Source organism: Burkholderia cepacia complex sp. TUM26381 (genome assembly GCF_057439935.1).
Genome location: NZ_CM172007.1, coordinates 3,240,053 through 3,255,605, shown reverse-complemented (window position 1 = coordinate 3,255,605; position 15,553 = coordinate 3,240,053). Strand labels below are relative to the sequence as shown.

Annotated in this window: 12 protein-coding genes; 3 read left to right on the top strand and 9 right to left on the bottom strand. The window is 69.3% G+C overall.

Translation table 11 applies throughout. The features are described from left to right. Positions 1-16: 16 nt before the first annotated feature. From ACWMMN_RS31410 to ACWMMN_RS31395, 4 genes are all read right to left on the bottom strand, one after another. Positions 17-1,339 (bottom strand): MFS transporter, encoded by a 1,323-nt coding sequence (locus ACWMMN_RS31410; RefSeq protein ID WP_486423631.1) that lies wholly within the window; start codon positions 1,337-1,339, stop codon positions 17-19. Between the two features lie 29 nt (positions 1,340-1,368). Continuing rightward, on the bottom strand, positions 1,369-3,009 hold the full coding sequence (ertB, locus tag ACWMMN_RS31405; RefSeq protein WP_174992674.1) for a thiourocanate hydratase: 1,641 nt from the start codon (positions 3,007-3,009) through the stop codon (positions 1,369-1,371). A gap of 24 nt (positions 3,010-3,033) precedes the next feature. Then, entirely contained in the window at positions 3,034-4,125 is a 1,092-nt protein-coding gene (gene ertC, locus ACWMMN_RS31400) for a thiohydantoin desulfurase (RefSeq protein ID WP_059237984.1), read from the bottom strand. A 260-nt stretch (positions 4,126-4,385) separates the two neighbouring features. Then, positions 4,386-5,276, bottom strand: a complete 891-nt coding sequence (locus tag ACWMMN_RS31395; protein WP_059237982.1) for a LysR family transcriptional regulator — start codon at positions 5,274-5,276, stop codon at positions 4,386-4,388. Positions 5,277-5,375: 99 nt separating this feature from the next. Between ACWMMN_RS31395 and ACWMMN_RS31390 the strand changes: the two genes are divergently transcribed. After that, complete coding sequence (locus ACWMMN_RS31390; protein WP_059237980.1) at positions 5,376-6,761, top strand: hydantoin-5-propionate amidohydrolase; 1,386 nt, start codon at positions 5,376-5,378, stop codon at positions 6,759-6,761. Then, positions 6,758-8,035, top strand: coding sequence for an allantoate amidohydrolase (locus ACWMMN_RS31385; RefSeq protein WP_486423630.1), 1,278 nt, complete (start codon positions 6,758-6,760; stop codon positions 8,033-8,035). Before ACWMMN_RS31390 ends, ACWMMN_RS31385 begins: the two co-directional genes overlap by 4 nt. Before the next feature lie 27 nt (positions 8,036-8,062). Here the strand turns inward: ACWMMN_RS31385 and ACWMMN_RS31380 are convergent, their stop codons facing one another. From ACWMMN_RS31380 to ACWMMN_RS31360, 5 genes are all read right to left on the bottom strand, one after another. Then, positions 8,063-9,082 carry an AraC family transcriptional regulator gene (locus tag ACWMMN_RS31380; protein ID WP_059237976.1) on the bottom strand — a complete coding sequence of 340 codons (1,020 nt, stop codon included), beginning with the start codon at positions 9,080-9,082 and terminating at the stop codon, positions 8,063-8,065. 94 nt (positions 9,083-9,176) lie between these two features. Then, positions 9,177-10,373, bottom strand: coding sequence for a porin (locus ACWMMN_RS31375; RefSeq protein WP_059237974.1), 1,197 nt, complete (start codon positions 10,371-10,373; stop codon positions 9,177-9,179). Positions 10,374-10,511: 138 nt separating this feature from the next. Further along, the gene (locus ACWMMN_RS31370; protein ID WP_059237972.1) at positions 10,512-11,696 is read right to left on the bottom strand and encodes an MFS transporter; all 1,185 of its coding nucleotides are present in this window, start codon (positions 11,694-11,696) and stop codon (positions 10,512-10,514) included. Further along, a complete protein-coding gene (locus ACWMMN_RS31365; protein WP_486423629.1) occupies positions 11,693-13,048 on the bottom strand; it encodes a D-arabinono-1,4-lactone oxidase in 1,356 nt (451 codons plus the stop codon). The genes ACWMMN_RS31370 and ACWMMN_RS31365 overlap by 4 nt, the downstream gene beginning before the upstream one ends. A 114-nt stretch (positions 13,049-13,162) precedes the next feature. Further along, positions 13,163-14,389 carry an amino acid deaminase/aldolase gene (locus ACWMMN_RS31360; protein WP_256086947.1) on the bottom strand — a complete coding sequence of 409 codons (1,227 nt, stop codon included), beginning with the start codon at positions 14,387-14,389 and terminating at the stop codon, positions 13,163-13,165. A gap of 430 nt (positions 14,390-14,819) precedes the next feature. Here ACWMMN_RS31360 and plcR point away from each other — a divergent pair, with 430 nt between their 5' ends. After that, a complete protein-coding gene (plcR, locus tag ACWMMN_RS31355; RefSeq protein ID WP_486423628.1) occupies positions 14,820-15,530 on the top strand; it encodes a phospholipase C accessory protein PlcR in 711 nt (236 codons plus the stop codon). The last annotated feature ends 23 nt before the right edge of the window (positions 15,531-15,553 follow it).

Below are 15,553 nucleotides of genomic sequence, written 5' to 3'. Positions count from 1 at the left end.
AAGCAGTTCTCCGAATTCAGGCGTGACGTGACGTGGAAGACAGGGCGGCGATCGATACGAGCGCGATGGCGCTTGCGACCATCACGTACCAGGCAGGCGCGAACGGGTTGCCCGATCGCTGCGTGAGCCACGCGAGGATCGCCGGGGCAAAGCCGCCGAAGATCGTCGTGGCGATGTTGTAGGACAGCGACATGCCGGTGGCGCGCACGCGGGTCGGGAACAGCTCCGACAACGCGGCGGGCGCGACACCGGTGAAGATCGCGACCATCACGCAGAACGCGCTCTGGACGACGATCAGCGCGGCGAGCGTGTGCACGTCGGCGAGCCAGTGCAGCAGCGGATACACCGACACGAGCATCAGCACCGCGCCGACCGTCAGCACCGTGCGCCGCCCGAAGCGATCCGACCAGCTCCCGGCGCACACGCAGGTGACGGCCATCAGGCAGTTGCCGATCAGCGACGCGATGAACGCGTCGCGTCCGTCGAAATGCAGCGCGCGCTGTACGTGCGTCGGCATGTAGATCACCAGCGCATACACGCACACGGCCCACAACACCGAGAACCCGGTACCGACCACGAGCGCACGCGGATAGTCGCGCACGACCTGCAGCAGCGGCGTCTTGCGTTCGGCCGGCGCGTGCGCGGCGCGTGCCATTTCCGCGCGGAAATGCGGCGTTTCGTCGAGTGTCTTGCGCAGCCACAGGCCGACCGGCGCGATCGCGAGGCCGAGGATGAACGGAATCCGCCAGCCCCAGTCGCCGATCTGTTCGCGCGACAGCGTGAGCGTCACGGCGGTGGCGACCAGCGCGCCGAGGATGTTCGACGCAGCCATGCTCGCCTGCAGCCACGATGCGTAGCGGCTCTTCTGGTCCGCCGGCGCGTGCTCGATCAGGAACGCCGCGGCGCCGCCCACTTCGCCGCCGGCCGAGAAGCCCTGCAGCAGCCGGCCGCACAGGATCAGCAGCGGCGCGCCGATGCCGATCGCGGTGAACGGCGGCGCGAACGCGATGATGCCGGTGCCGGCCGCCATCACGAGGATGGTCAGCGTCAGCGCGGCCTTGCGGCCTGCGCGATCGCCGTACACACCGATCGCGAGCGCGCCGAGCGGCCGCGCGATGAAGCCGATCCCGAACGCCATGAACGCCTCGACCAGCTCGGTGCCCGTGTCACCGCGATGGAAGAAGTTCTGCGCGATGTACACGGCAAAGAACGCGTAGACGGAAAAGTCGTACCACTCCAGCGCGTTGCCGATCGACGCCGCGGCGATCGCGCGCCCGGCACTCGAGGCGGGGGGCGACACGGCCGTGGCCGTGTCGAGGGGAACCGCGGTTTGCTTCACTTCGATCTCCTGTCGTCGTGCGGACGGCCTTACAGCCGGATGTGCGGAATCTGCTTGCGTTCCGCTTCGTCGAGCGCTTCTTCGTAGCCGGCGTCCGCATAGCGGATCACGCCGAGCGCCGTGTCGTTGGTCATCGACAGCGTGAGACGCTGGTTCGCCGCCGCGCTGCCGTCGGCCACGACGGTGATGCCTGCGCTGGTCATGTAGCCGCTGTAGCCGCCGCCGCCCGAATGGATCGCGACGAGATCGGCCATCGACGAGCAGCTCATCATCGCGTTCAGCAGCGGCCAGTCGGCTACCGCGTCGGAGCCGTCGCGCAGGTTCTCGGTCATGATGTTCGGGTGCGCCATCGCGCCGGCGTCGAGGTGATCGCGCGTGAACGCGACCGGCCCGGCCAGCACGCCGTCGCGCACCATCGCGTTGACCGCGAGCGCGAGGCGCGTGCGCTCGCCGTGGCCGAGCCACGCGATGCGCGCCGGCAGCCCTTCGAACGGCACGCATTCGCGGGCGCGTTGAATCCAGTTCGTGACGATCCGGTTGTCCGGGAAGTGCTCGAGCAGGTAGTCGTCGATGATGCGGATGTCGTTCGGGTCGTTCGACAGCGCGATCCAGCGGAACGGGCCGATCGCACGGCAGAACAGCGGGCGCAGGAACGCCTCGGTGAACACCGGGATCTCGAACGCGCGCGTGACCCCGCCGTCCTTCGCATGCGTGCGGATCAGGTTGCCGTTGTCGAACACGATCGCGCCGCGATCCTTGAAACCGAGCATCGCCTCGACGTGCCGCACGATCGACGCGCGGCTCGCGTCCATCAGCTTCGTGCGGTCGCCGTCGCGCAGCGCGCGCGCTTCGTCGAGCGTGTAGCCCGACGGCACGTAGCCGTACACGAGATCGTGCGCGGCCGTCTGGTCGGTCACGATGTCGGGCACGACGCCGCGTGCGAGGATCGCCGGGAACACGTCGGCCGCGTTGCCGAGCAGGCCGACCGAGACCGGCTCGCGCCGTGCCTGCGCGTCGCGGATCAGCGCGAGCGCTTCGTCGAGATCGCGCGCCTGCCGTTCGAGGAAGCCGATCTGCAGCCGCTTGTCGATGCGCGTCTGGTCGATCTCGACGACGAGCGTCGCCGCGTTCGCCATCCGGCCCGCGAGCGGCTGCGCGCCACCCATCCCGCCGAGGCCGGCCGTCAGGATGAAGCGGCCGCGCAGGTCGTTGTCGAAATGGCGCTCGGCGATTCGCGAGAAGATTTCGTAGGTGCCCTGGATCACGCCCTGCGAGCCGATGTACTGCCAGTCGCCGGCCGTGAGCCCGCCCCAGCAGATCAGGTTGCGCCGCTCCAGTTCGTAGAAGTGTTCGGCCTTTGCCCACTGGCCGATCAGGTTGCAGTTCGCCATCACGACGAGCGGCGCGCTCGCGTGCGTGCGCAGCAGCGCGACGGGCTTGCCGGACTGCACGACGAGCGTGTGGTCCTCGTCCATCGTCTTCAGCGTGTTGACGATCGCGTCGTGCGACGGCCAGTCGCGCGCCGCGCGGCCGAGCGCCGCATAGACGATCAGGCGATCGGGATCCTCGCCGACGGCGAGCACGTTCTCGAGCAGGCGCAGCAGCGCTTCCTGGCGCCAGCCCTTGCAGCGCAGCGTGTTGCCCGACGTGACTTCGAAGGTGCGGTTCATCCGGTTCGTCATCGTGATCTCCGTTCAGCGCGCGAGCGCATAGTCGGCGATCGAGATGCCGAGTGCGGCTTCGACCGGCGGATAGACGGCCGGATCGAACACCGACGACGACAGCGGAATGTGCGCCTTCGCGACGCGCAGTACGTGGATCTCCATCCCTTCCTTCAACTGCCCGGCGCTGACGGGGCGGCCTTGTGCATCGAGCGTCGTGATTACGTCGGGGTAGGTCGCGATCCGTGCGCCGTGCGCGTCGTCCACCGCCATGTGTTCGTTCATCACATGAATGACTGCGCGCTGCGCGCCGCTGCCGACATGGACGAGGCCGACGTCGAACGCTTCGCGCGTGTATTCGAGCGTGTTGCGCTCGACCTTGCCGCTCGCGACGATCTCGCCGCGGGTGGCCGCGCAGATCGCGTCGATCACCGCGCTGCCGCCGCGCCGTTCGGCGTCGATGATCGCTTCGCCGAGGGCGAGCGCGCGACTGATGCCGCCGAGCGCCGCATGCTGGCGCACGTACGAGGCGCGAATCGGATTGCGGCAGCTCGCGATGAAGCCGCCGGCCATGTCGGCCGCCTTGCGCAGCACCGGCGACACCCTTGCGGTCGCGCCGCGCACGACCACTTCCATGTACGCATGCTGTGTGCGGTTGCCGCCGGCTGCCGCCTGGATCATCGGCGCGGTGCTCGATGCGAGGCCGAGCGAGCCCATGTCGCCGGTCGGATGGGCGCGGATGTCGCCCACTGCGTCGACCACCTTGGTGCCGAGCAGCGCGGACGGCAGCCACGCATTCAGCGTGCTCGACATCCCGTTCTGCCCGATGATGAGCCCCGCGAGCGGCTCGCCGAGCGCGTCCTGCACGAGCTGTGCGGCCTTCACGTAGTCGGCGCCGAGCATTTGCCAGTCGGTGAGGCCGCCCGGCGCGCCGATCGCGGCGGCCGTGGCGATCCACGCATCGTCCGGCAACTCGTCGATGGTGACCAGTTCGGGGCGGCCGATCGTGACCGCGAGCGTGCCGAGTTCACGGCCGTGGTCGGCCCAGCCGCCGCCGCCGCATGCGAAAACCGAACCGCCCTTGACGGCGGCTTCGACGTCCTTCGAAGACAGAATGCGTCCCATGTGTCGTTTGTCCTGAGAGGGGAAAAGGGCTGTACGCGCCGGCCGGAAAGCCTTGTGTGGCGGTACTGTCCAAACGATTCTAGGGACGCCGAATATTGAGCGTTATTGCTATTTTATGGAGACTTCATAACGCGATGTTAAGCGTAGGGTAATCCCGGTGACGCTCGAGCGACAGGCTGCCTGCGCGCGAATCCGTCCCTGCCGGTGCGACGACGAAACGCAGGCTGGACAACGATTCCAGCCCGTTTCGGCACCGCAATTCATGCGTTCGCGGAGAGCGTATGGAGCGTGTCGATGAACTCGTGCGCGAGCCTCGACAGGGGGGCGAGCACCGGGTGCAGCACGCTGACCGGCGCGGCGATCGTCGGCACGATCGGCTTCACGACGATCTGCGGCCATATCGGCCCCGCGACCGTCAGTTCGTCGATCAGCGCGATGCCGGTGCCGGCCTGCGCGAGCGCGCACGCGACGTGCGCCTGCTGCACCTCGATCTTGACCTGCGGCACGAGCCCTTCGTCGCTGAACAGCCGCCGCACCAGTTGCCCGAGCGGAATGTCGCTGCCATAGCCGATCAGCGGCTGGTTCGCGAGATCGCGCACGGCCAGCGTCTTGCGGCGCGCGAACGGGTGCGATGCGGGCACGGCCGCGACCATCCGGTTCTCATAGAGAGGCTGGCTTTCGACGTTCGGGTGCGTGTCCTGCAGGAACGCGATGCCGAGCTCGACCTGCTGCGTGAGCACCGCCTGCAGCAGCACGCTCGGGATCATCGTGTGCAGGATGATGCGCACGTCGGGAAAGCGCTCGTAGAACGCCGCGATTGCGCGCGGCAGCAGCGATTGGCCGAGATTGGGGCTGCACGCGATGCGCAGGTGGCCCATCCGGTTCTCGATCAGGTCTTCCGCGATTTCGTTGACGCGCTGCACGCCCTGGTACACCGCGTTGACTTCGACGAACAGCCGCTGCGCTTCCGGCGTCGGGTAGAGCCGCCCCTTGATGCGCTCGAACAGCGCGAGGCCGAGCCGTTGTTCGGCATACGAAATGAGCCGCGAGACGGCCGGCTGCGAGACGTGCAGCAGCTTCGCGGCGCCGCTGATCGAGCCGGTCAGCATGATGGCGCGAAACACCTCGATCTGGCGCAGGTTCAGACGCACAGCCTTAACTCCATGTTATGTGGGGACGATAAATCGGCATGAGACATTCTGGCAGAGCGCTGCCTAAACTGCTCGTGATCAAAAAAGCAGGAGGCGAAGATGAGCGAATTCGAGCAGGTAGTGCGCGGCCGGCTGGTCGATGCGCGCGAGGTGGTCGACGACGGCTGGCTGGCGATCCGTGGCGGGCGGATCGCCGCACGCGGCACGGGCGTGCCGCCGGCGGCACGCGAGACGGTCGATGCGCGCGGGCAGTGGGTGCTGCCTGGCGTTGTCGACGGGCAGGTGCATGCGGCCAGCCAGGCCAACCAGGAGGGGCTCGGTCACGCGTCGCGTGCGGCCGCCGCGGGTGGCGTGACGGTGATGGTCGACATGCCGTACGACGATCCGGAACCGGTCGCGTCGCGCGCGCAGCTCGACCGCAAGATCGCGGAAGCCGAGCGCGACTGCCACGTCGACGTCGCGCTGTACGGCACGCTCAACGCGAAACACGGCCTCGAAGCGGCGGCCGGGCTGATCGACGGCGGCGTGTGCGCGTTCAAGTTCTCGACGTTCGAGGCGACGCCCGGCCGGTTTCCGCGCGTCGAGGAGGACGTGCTGTACGACGCGTTCCGGCTGATCGCGCCGTCGGGCCTCGCATGCGGCGTGCACAACCAGATGCAGGACATGACGCGCAAGAACGTCGCGCGGATGATCGAAGCGGGCGACACGGGCTGGGACGCGTTCCTGCGCGCGCATCCGCCGCTGATCGAGAACCTCGCGACCGCGCTGATCTACGAGATCGGCGCGGAGACGGGCGCCCGCGCGCACGCGGTGCACGTGTCGACGTCGCGCGGCTTCGAGTTGTGCAACATGTTCCGGCAGGCCGGCCACCGCGCGAGCATCGAGACCTGCGTGCAGTACCTGATGCTCGATCACGAAACGCATACGAAGCGCTTCGGCGCGAAAACCAAGCACTATCCGCCGATCCGGCCGCGCGCGGAGCAGGACCTGCTGTGGACGCACATCGCGCGCGGCGAATGCACGTTCGTGTCATCGGATCACGTGAGCTGGGGGCTCGAACGCAAGGGTGACCCGAACGTGTTCCGCAACGCGTCGGGCGGCCCGGGGCTCGAAACGCTGCTGCCGGCGTTCTGGACCGGCTGCGAACAGCGTGGCATCGCGCCGACGCGCGTGGCCGAACTGCTGGCGACTCACCCCGCGCGGCATTTCATGCTCGACGACCGCAAGGGATCGCTCGACGTCGGCGCCGATGCAGACTTCGTGATCCTCATGCCGGAACGCTATGCGTTCGATCCGTCGCGCAGCCTGTCGGCCGTGCAGTGGAGCGCGTTCGAAGGGATGGAATTCACGGTGCGGATCGCGGCCACCTATTGCCGCGGCGCGCTCGTGTACGACGGCGAGCGCATCGTCAACGCAGCAGGCTCGGGCCGCTTCCTGAAGCCGCACGGCAGCCGTTCGATCGCCCCGCAACAGGAGCCAGCATGAATCCGACGGATTTCCCTTTCCCGCCGCTGAACGCGGTGCGCCTGAACGCGCGCGTCGAGCAACTGGCGCGCTTCACGCGGCCCGACGTGCCGTGGACGCGCCGCGCGTTCTCGCCGCTGTTCGCGGAAGCACGCGCATGGCTCGCCGCGCAGTTCGCCGAGGCCGGGCTTGCAGTGTCGATGGACGCAGGCGGCAACCTGATCGGCCGCCGCGAAGGCAGCGGCCGCCGCACGAAGCCGCTTGTGACGGGCTCGCACTGCGACACGGTGGTCGGTGGCGGCCGCTTCGACGGGATCATCGGCGTGCTCGCGGGCATCGAGGTCGCGCATACGCTGAACGAGCAGGGGATCGTGCTCGACCATCCGTTCGAGGTGATCGACTTCCTGTCCGAGGAGCCGAGCGATTACGGCATTTCGTGCGTCGGCAGCCGCGCATGGGCGGGCGTGCTCGACGCAGGCATGCTGCGCGCGACGAACGCAGAAGGCGAAACCCTGGCGGAAGCATTGCGCCGCATCGGCGGCAACCCGGACGCGCTGCGCGAACCGCTGCGCGCGCCGGGCAGCACGGCCGCGTTCGTCGAGTTGCATATCGAACAGGGGCCGGTGCTCGAAACGCGCGGCTTGCCGATCGGCGTCGTGACCAACATCGTCGGCATCCGGCGCGTGCTGATCACCGTGACCGGGCAGCCCGACCATGCGGGCACGACGCCGATGGACATCCGTCGCGACGCGCTCGTCGGCGCCGCGCACCTGATCGAGGCCGCGCATGCGCGCGCGTCGGCGCTGTCGGGCAACCCGCACTACGTGGTCGCGACGATCGGGCGCATCGCGATGACGCCGAACGTGCCGAACGCGGTGCCGGGGCAGGTCGAGCTGATGCTGGAAGTGCGCAGCGACAACGACGCGGTGCTCGATGCCTTCCCCGAGGCGCTGCTGGCCGGTGCGGCCGCACGCCTCGATGCATTGCGCCTGAGTGCACGCGCGGAGCACGTGAGCCGTGCGCGGCCGACCGACTGCCAGCCGCTCGTGATGGATGCGGTCGAGCAGGCGGCCACCCAGCTCGGCTATCCGAGCATGCGGCTGCCGAGCGGCGCGGGGCACGATGCCGTGTACGTCGCGCCGACCGGGCCGATCGGGATGATCTTCATTCCGTGCCTGGGCGGCCGCAGCCATTGCCCGGAAGAGTGGATCGACCCGCAGCAACTGCTCGACGGCACGCGCGTGCTGTACCGGACGCTCGTCGCGCTCGACCGCTCGCTGGCGGGCGCGGCGTAACGTGATGGCAGGCGCGCGGCGTGATGCCTACGCGGTGCGCTGCCCTTCGCGCGGCCCGTGCCCCGTCCAGCGTTTGAATGCGCGCCGGAAGTTGTGCGCGTCGCTGAATCCGACTTCGTGTGCGACGTCCTCGATCGACAGCCGGGGGTTGCTCAGCAGCGTGAACGCGCGCTTGCGGCGGATCGTGTCGATCACCGTCTGGTACGACACGCCCTGGTCGGCGAGCCGCCGCCGCAGCGTGCGCTCGCTCATGCACAGCTGCGCGGCGATCTCGGCGAGCGATGGCGTATGCCGCAGGTCGCGCCGCATGATCCGTTCGATCGATTCGAGAAACTCGGTGCCTTTGGATTCGGGCGGCAGCGCGTCCTGCAGGAATTCGAGCACCTGGCGATGCGCGAGCGGATCGTGCGTCGCGATCGCGCGGTTGCCGATCGACGCGTCGCACGACAGCAGGTTCTGCTCCTGCTCGAAGCGCACCGGGCACGGGAACACGCGCCCGTACTGCTCCGCATAGGCAGGCGGCGGGTAGCTGAGATCGATGACCTTCGGCTGGAACGCCGGGCCGACGAGCGAGCGCCCGATCTTCAGGAAGCTGCTGAACGCTTCCTCGACGAGGAAGGCCTCGATGTCCGGTTCGAGAAACACGTTGGTCGCGCGGATCGACAGCGTGCGCGCGTCCGACACGAGGTCGAAGCGCATCAGCGGCCCCGTGTGGCGCTGCAGCTCGAGGCCGACCGTGATCGCGTCCTTCAGCGTGGGGCTCGTCAGCATCGCATAGCCGACCAGCCCGATCGACGCGATCGTCTCGCTCGTGCCGAGTTCGAGGCCGAGCGCGCGCTGCGGCGCCATCTCGAGCGCGCGCCGGATCATCGTGCTGGCCTGGCGCAACGAAATCCGGCACGACGGATTCGACAGGTCGGCCACGTCGAAGCCGAGCCCGAGGCACAGCCGCACGGGATCGATGCCCAGTTCCTTGCTTGTCTCCGCGAGGCACCGCAGTAAATGCACCGGCAGATTCGCCGTCGTATAACGGGCGGTATCGTCCATGGATGCTCCCTGTTTTTTTCCACGGATTGTACTCGTCCCGCCCGGCCGGGGTGCCGCCCCGGCCGTTATCGCCCACATGCCATGCGCCCCCGCGTCAGAAGTAGTGCCGCAGGCCGACCGTCGCGCCGAGCTGCGTGGTGCTCGTGCTCGGCGACTGCCCGTTCACGCCGACCAGCTGCGCGCCGATCAGCCCGCCGCGGTAGATCGCGTAGTCGACTTCCGCGTAGAGCATGCTGCGCTTCGACAGGGCGTAGCCGGCGATCGCCTGGAACTGGCGCGCGCGGCCGTCGAAGTCCGGCGTGTAGCCCGACTGCGTGGTCCACCAGGCGTTGACGGCCGCCGTGAAGGTCTGCGTGAAGCGGTAGGTGAGCCCCGCGAGCGCCATCTTGCGGCGGCGGAACCCGCCGGGCGTCGACGGATCGACCACCTGCGCGGGCGAGATGATGCCGAGCGCGGCGAGATCGGTCGGGCTGAACGGGCCGTTCTCGAACGACGTGAAGTCGTTGTCGCGCGCGTTCTCGATATAGCCGGCGTTGACGGTGGCGTTGCCGAGCGTGACCGAGCCGCCGCCGCCATAGATGTCGAACTTCGCGTGCGTGACGTCGTCCCAGCTGCGCATGAACGACGCGCCGACCGTAAACGGCCCCTTGTCCGGCGCGTACGCGATCGCCGCGCCGGCCTGGCTGCCGAGCGCGCCGCCGCCCGCATGGCCGCCCGGTGCGTACTGCGCGAGCAGGTACAGGCTGCCGAGCTGTGCGCCGTACTGGATCATGTTGCTGGTGCGCGCACCCGCGAGCATCGTCTGCTCCGGTTTGAACAGGTTGAAGTACGGATCCTGCGGGCCGGCCCACAGGTTCGAGCCGTAGGTCAGCGACACCATCTCGAACGGCACGTTGTACTGGCGCCCGAGCGAGAGCTGACCGAGCGACGTCGACGTGAGCCCCACGTACGCGACCTGGAAGAAGTTCGGCGAGCCGGCCGGCACGATCGCGCCGCCGTTCGGGCCGAAGTGGCTTTCCACGTTGAACTGCGCGGACAGCCCGCCGCCCAGATCCTCCTGCCCCTTGAGGCCCCAGTAGCTTTCGGTCAGGCCGCCGCCGTCGGCCATCGAGAGCTTGCGGCCGGTCGACACCGGAGTGCCGTCGGCGCCGTAGGACACACCGTGCGTTTCGTAGCGGATGCCCGCGTCGATCACGCCGTAGAGCGTCACGTTGCTTTGCGCGTGCGCGCCGGCACTGGCCAGGACCATCATCGCGCAGCATGCCGCGCGAATGCTATCGGGACGATTCATTCTTATGGACTCCGCATCGGTCAGGGGGGCGGCAGCGTTGCACTGCCGGAAGCGACTGTAGAAAGCCAAATTTGCGCGGGCCACGGCCGCGGCGGCCAATCTCGTGGTGCGTCGCGGCCACGCCGTTGCGCAGTGCGGTCAGGGTGACGCGCGGACCGCGACGCCGGGTTCGGCACGGCGCAGCGCGAGCCGCACGCACGGCGCGGCGGCCAGCACGGCCACGCACAGGACGTGCGCGACGTGCTGGCCGCCGAAGCGGCCGAGCAGCGCGCCGGACAGCGCGGTGCCGATGCCGGCCGCGAAGAACGTGACGACGAGCGTGCGCGCGACCAGCGAGCCGTCCGGGTCGACGTCCGACAGCATCCCGGTGAGAAACGGCACGATCACGAAGAACGCGCTGTTCAGCACGAACTGGCTCAGGAAGTACGTGCTGCCGCTGCGCGCACCGAAGAACCATTCGATCGACCCGATCATCGCGAGCTGCGCGGCCCAGATCAGCACGAGGCGATGCTTGTGGCTGGCCGGATGCGACGGAATCGCCGCGCCGACGAAGCCGAGCAGCGACGACACCGACAGCAGCACGCCGATCGTCGTCGGCGACAGCCCGGCGCGCTCGCCGACGAAACCCGCGATGGCCCACTGCGACGCCTGCACGCCATAGACGAGCGCGGTCACGATCCAGATCGCGATCACCGGCCGCCACGGCAGCGCGTGGCCGCGCGCGCGGGCTTGCGATTGCGCGCTCGCGAATGCGTCGATACCGCGGATCGCGGGCGCCAGCACCGCGACGACTGCCGCCAGCAGCGCGAACACCCAGCGGCCGAGCCACGCGGCAGGCAGTGCCGAGATCAGCACGAGGATGCCGCCGTTGATGCCGCCCGCGAGCAGGTTGATCTGCCCCCACAGGCGGTCGGTCGACGCGCGCTGCGACACGCCCGATGCGACGACGACGAACAGCATGCCTTCGAACAGCCCCGTCATCCCGCGTGCGGCGGCGGCCGACACGACGCCGGGCGCGATCGCGCTGAGCGCCTGCCCGACGATCGCGCCGACGAGGCCGGCCAGCGTGAACGGCCGCGCGGCGCGCGCGATCCGGTGCGACAGCAGTGCGCAACTGATCGCGATGCCGAGGATCTCGGCGCTGACGAGCGCGGTGGCCGTGCCTTCGTCGAGCCGGAAGCGCATCATCACGGCCGCGACGAGGAACGGCGACAGGATCAGGCCGTTGGTGGCCGCCGCGAAGGCGAGCGCGAGGCGCACGACGGCGCCCGTCGACGGATCGGGGCGCGACTGCGCGGCGGAGTGCAGCGTGGCGGTGGTCATGAAGTCTCCTGGCTGGAACGCGGCCGATCTTGCGCGACGCCGGCCGTTTCGTGCATCGGGTGTGTCCCTCGGCGGGCTGTCGAAGCCGGCGCGGAGGCGAATGCGTTCGGTTGCAGCCCGAACAGCGTGCGCAGGTACGGCGTCAGGAAGCGGCCGTGCGGGTCCATCCGCTCGCGCAGCGCGAGGAAGTCGTCCCAGTGCGGGTAGCACGCGGCGAGTTCGGCCGCGCGCAGCGCATGCACCTTGCCCCAGTGCGGCCGCCCGCCGTGGTTGCGGCAGATCGCCTGCACGCCCGAGAAGTACGCGTCGAACGGCATCCCGCGATACTGGTGCGCCGAGATGCGCACGCTGTCGCGCCCGTAGTCGGGGCTCAGCCAGATGTCGTCGCCGCGCACCCAGCGGTATTCGATCGGGAACATCAGCGGGAAGCTGCGGCGCGCGATGAAGTCGCGGATTTCGCGCAGTGCGTCGGCGCCGCGTTCGGCCGGCACCGACCATTCCGTCTCGTTGAAGCGGACGCGCCGCACCGTCGACAGCATCGCGTAGCTCGCATCGACATGCCGGCCGGCCGATACGGTCGACGCGCACAGCCGGCTCAGCGCCGGGCACAGCGACGGCACGCGCCGGCCGAGCCCGCACAGCGCGCCGAACACGGTGTTCTCGAGGAACGATTCCGATGCGCGGCTCGCCCAGTGCACGGCATCGGCCGGCGCGTCGGTCATGTCCCACGCCTTCGTCAGCACGGTATCGGTATGCGGGAACCAGTAGAACTCGAACGAGCGGTGCTTCGCGATCAGCGTGTCCGCCTGCGCGAGGCAGTCGTCGAGCTGCATGCCGCCGCGTTCGAGGCGCAGGTTGAATGCGGGCACGAGGCGCAGGCCGATCTCGGTCAGCACGCCGAGCGCGCCGAGCCCGATCCGGCCGCCCGCGAACAGTTCGGGATGCGTGTCGGCCGTCGCGCGGATCTCGCTGCCGTCCGCACACAGGAAGGTCAGGCTGTCGATCTGCGTCGACAGGTTGCCGAGCGTGATGCCGGTGCCGTGCGTGCCGGTGCTGGTCGCGCCGGCGATTGACTGCACGTTGATGTCGCCGAGGTTCTCCATCGCGAGGCCGTGCCTGGCGAGTGCGGGGCCCAGCGCCCACAGTCGCGTGCCGGCATGCACGCGTGCGACGCGCTGGTCGCGATCGACGTCGATCACGCCCTGCATCGCGTCGAGCGACAGGATCACGTCGTCGGTCTGCACGAGCGGCGAGAACGAATGACCGGCGCCCGCCGCGCGCACGGTTGCGCCTGACGCGGCCGCGTCGCGCAGCACGGCGGCGAGCGCGGTGCGCGATGCGGGCGTCGACACGGTTGCATCAGGACTGCAGACATATCCCGACCAATTGCGCCACATGGTGTTGTCTCCCTGGGTCTCGTTTGAATGTTTGGGTTTGTGCGGGTTGAATGAGGAGCACGTGGCCCGTCAGAAAAAGCTCTTGCCTTCGCCGCGATAGGTCGGCGCCTCGCCGACCACGCGGCCGCCGCGGATCAGCAGCAGCGTGTTGAAGCGCTCGCACAGCTCGCCGGCTTTCGCGTGGCGGAACAGGATCGGATCGCCGACGGCTGGCGCGAATCCGTGCGGCACACGCACGGGCGTCTGCACTTCGCCCGCGCCTTCGTTGGCGATCAGCGTGCAGCCGGCCGGCAGCCACGGGCGCGGCAGGCGGCTCTTGCCTGCCGGGCCCGACGCGACGTAGCCGCCGCCCAAGCAGGTCACGATGCCCGGCTGCGGCATCCGCACGACCGGCAGCGCGAAGCCGGCGGCCGGCTGTGCATGGAATGCCGCGTAGTGGTCGAACAGCGCCGGCGCATAGAGGCCGGAACCGGCTGCGAGTTCGGTGACCGACGCGTCGCCGAGCGTGCTCTCGAAGCTGCCGGTGCCGCCGCCGTTCACGAAGCGCAGCGTGTGGCCGGCGTCGACGAGCGATTGCACGGCGGCCTGGCGGCGCGCATTGATCTCGCGCGCCGAGCGGCGCTTCAGGTGGCGCACCAGCGCGTTGCGTGCGCCGCCGCCCGGTTCGGTGTCGGCCACGCCGGCGATCTGTCCTTCGTAGCCCATCAACCCGTCGAGCCGCACGTGCCGCCGCTCGCGGATGCGGTTCGCGAGTGCGAGGGCGCCGGCCGCGTCGCGCACCGGCGAGCGGTACATGCCGAAGTACAGGCCCGGATACGCCGACGACATGTCGAGATCGATCGCGAGCGGGATCGTCACGCGTTCCTCGTGGGCGATGCGGTCGATCGCGTCGACCTGTGCGCCGTCGTCGACCATCAGCGTGATCGAGCGGCCCTGCCTGAGTTGCGCGGCGACCGCGCGCAGATCGTCCGGCTCGACGGTCGGATACGCGACGACGATGTCGTCGAACCCGCCTGCCGCGAGCCATGCGGCTTCCCCGGCCGAGTAGCACAGCAGCCCCTGCATGAACGGGCCGGCGGCCAGCGCCGCGCCGATCAGTTCGCGCGAGCGCACCGATTTCGTCGCGAGCCGGATCGGCATCCCGCGCGCGCGGCGCTTCAGGTCGGCGAGATTCGCGTCGAGGCAATCGAGATCGACGAACGCGGCGGGGAGCCGGCGGCCCGCGAGCGCGTCGCGGTAATAGCGGTAGTCGCGGACGGCGGCAGGGGGGCGAAGCGGGAGGTCTGCACGGCTCATGGAACGGGCTCGGCTGGGTCGGTTGTGCGTCGCGCCGACCGTTCGGCGCGTGTCGGAAATCAGCATAGGGCTGGCCAAAATGGTGACCAAGCGCTGAGCGGGTCGTTAGACGGGTCCGATCCGGCCATCCGTATCGGCCACGTCGGCGGCGCACCGCTGCGCGTCGCGCGGCTGGACCGCGCCTTGCTTGGTGTCGCGACGCGCATCGCGCATGTGGGCCCGAACCTCCGCCGGGCGGGCAAGGCGCGCCAACGCTCGCGTTTGCCGAGGCGGCAACGAAATGCGTTTCAAACGTCGTGCCGGGCCTGGCCGGCGCGAGCAGGTTTAGTGCCTGCGTTCTAGTGCCGCTTTTGACTGCATGCCGGATTCGACCTAGAACCTACTCGCGGATGCACCGGCGAAGAACGGCATGACGTGACGAGGAGGCGACATGAAGAAGAACAGGGCACTCTGGCGGCGCACAGGCGCGATCGTGGCGATCGGCGTGGCTGTCGCGATCTGGCGGTACGAAGCGGCGACGCCGGCCGAAGCTGCGTCATCCGGCACACCGGCCGCAGCAGCGAGCACGCAGCCCGTCGCGGCCGATGCGTTCGGCACCGGCGCCGCGACGCCCGGCCCGGAAGCGCGACGGCTCGACGTCGATGCGCTGCGCCGCAGCCTCGCGGGGCGCCCCGATGCGGATGCCGAAGTGAAGCGCATCGTCGCGTTCGCGCGCTTCCGCGACGAGGTCGCCGCTTATGGCGATCGCCGCAACAGCCTGCCGCAGGCCGAGCGCTCCGTGCTCGCGCGCCGGATTCTCGACGAACTGCCCGACCATGTCGCCCGTAACGAGATCGTGCCCGTGCAGGCCGAAGCGCTCAGCGCGGCGCTGCTGACCGATACCGAGGCCGATCCCGCGACACGCAGCGCGGCGATCCGGTCGATGCGCGCGCAATGGGATGCGTATGCGCAGCAGACGGTCGGGCCGTCACCAGCGCAGGATCCGCGCTATCTCGCGTACGAACGGCAAAGCCGCGACGTGGTCCGGCAGGTTCAGGCGAGCGTTCCCGATCCCGACCAGCAACAGACCGTCATCGCGCAGCGCCTGCAGGCGCTGCGTGTCCAGCTGTTCGACGGCGCGTCACCGTCCGGCGTGCACTGAGCGCCGAATCCGCGACGCCGGGC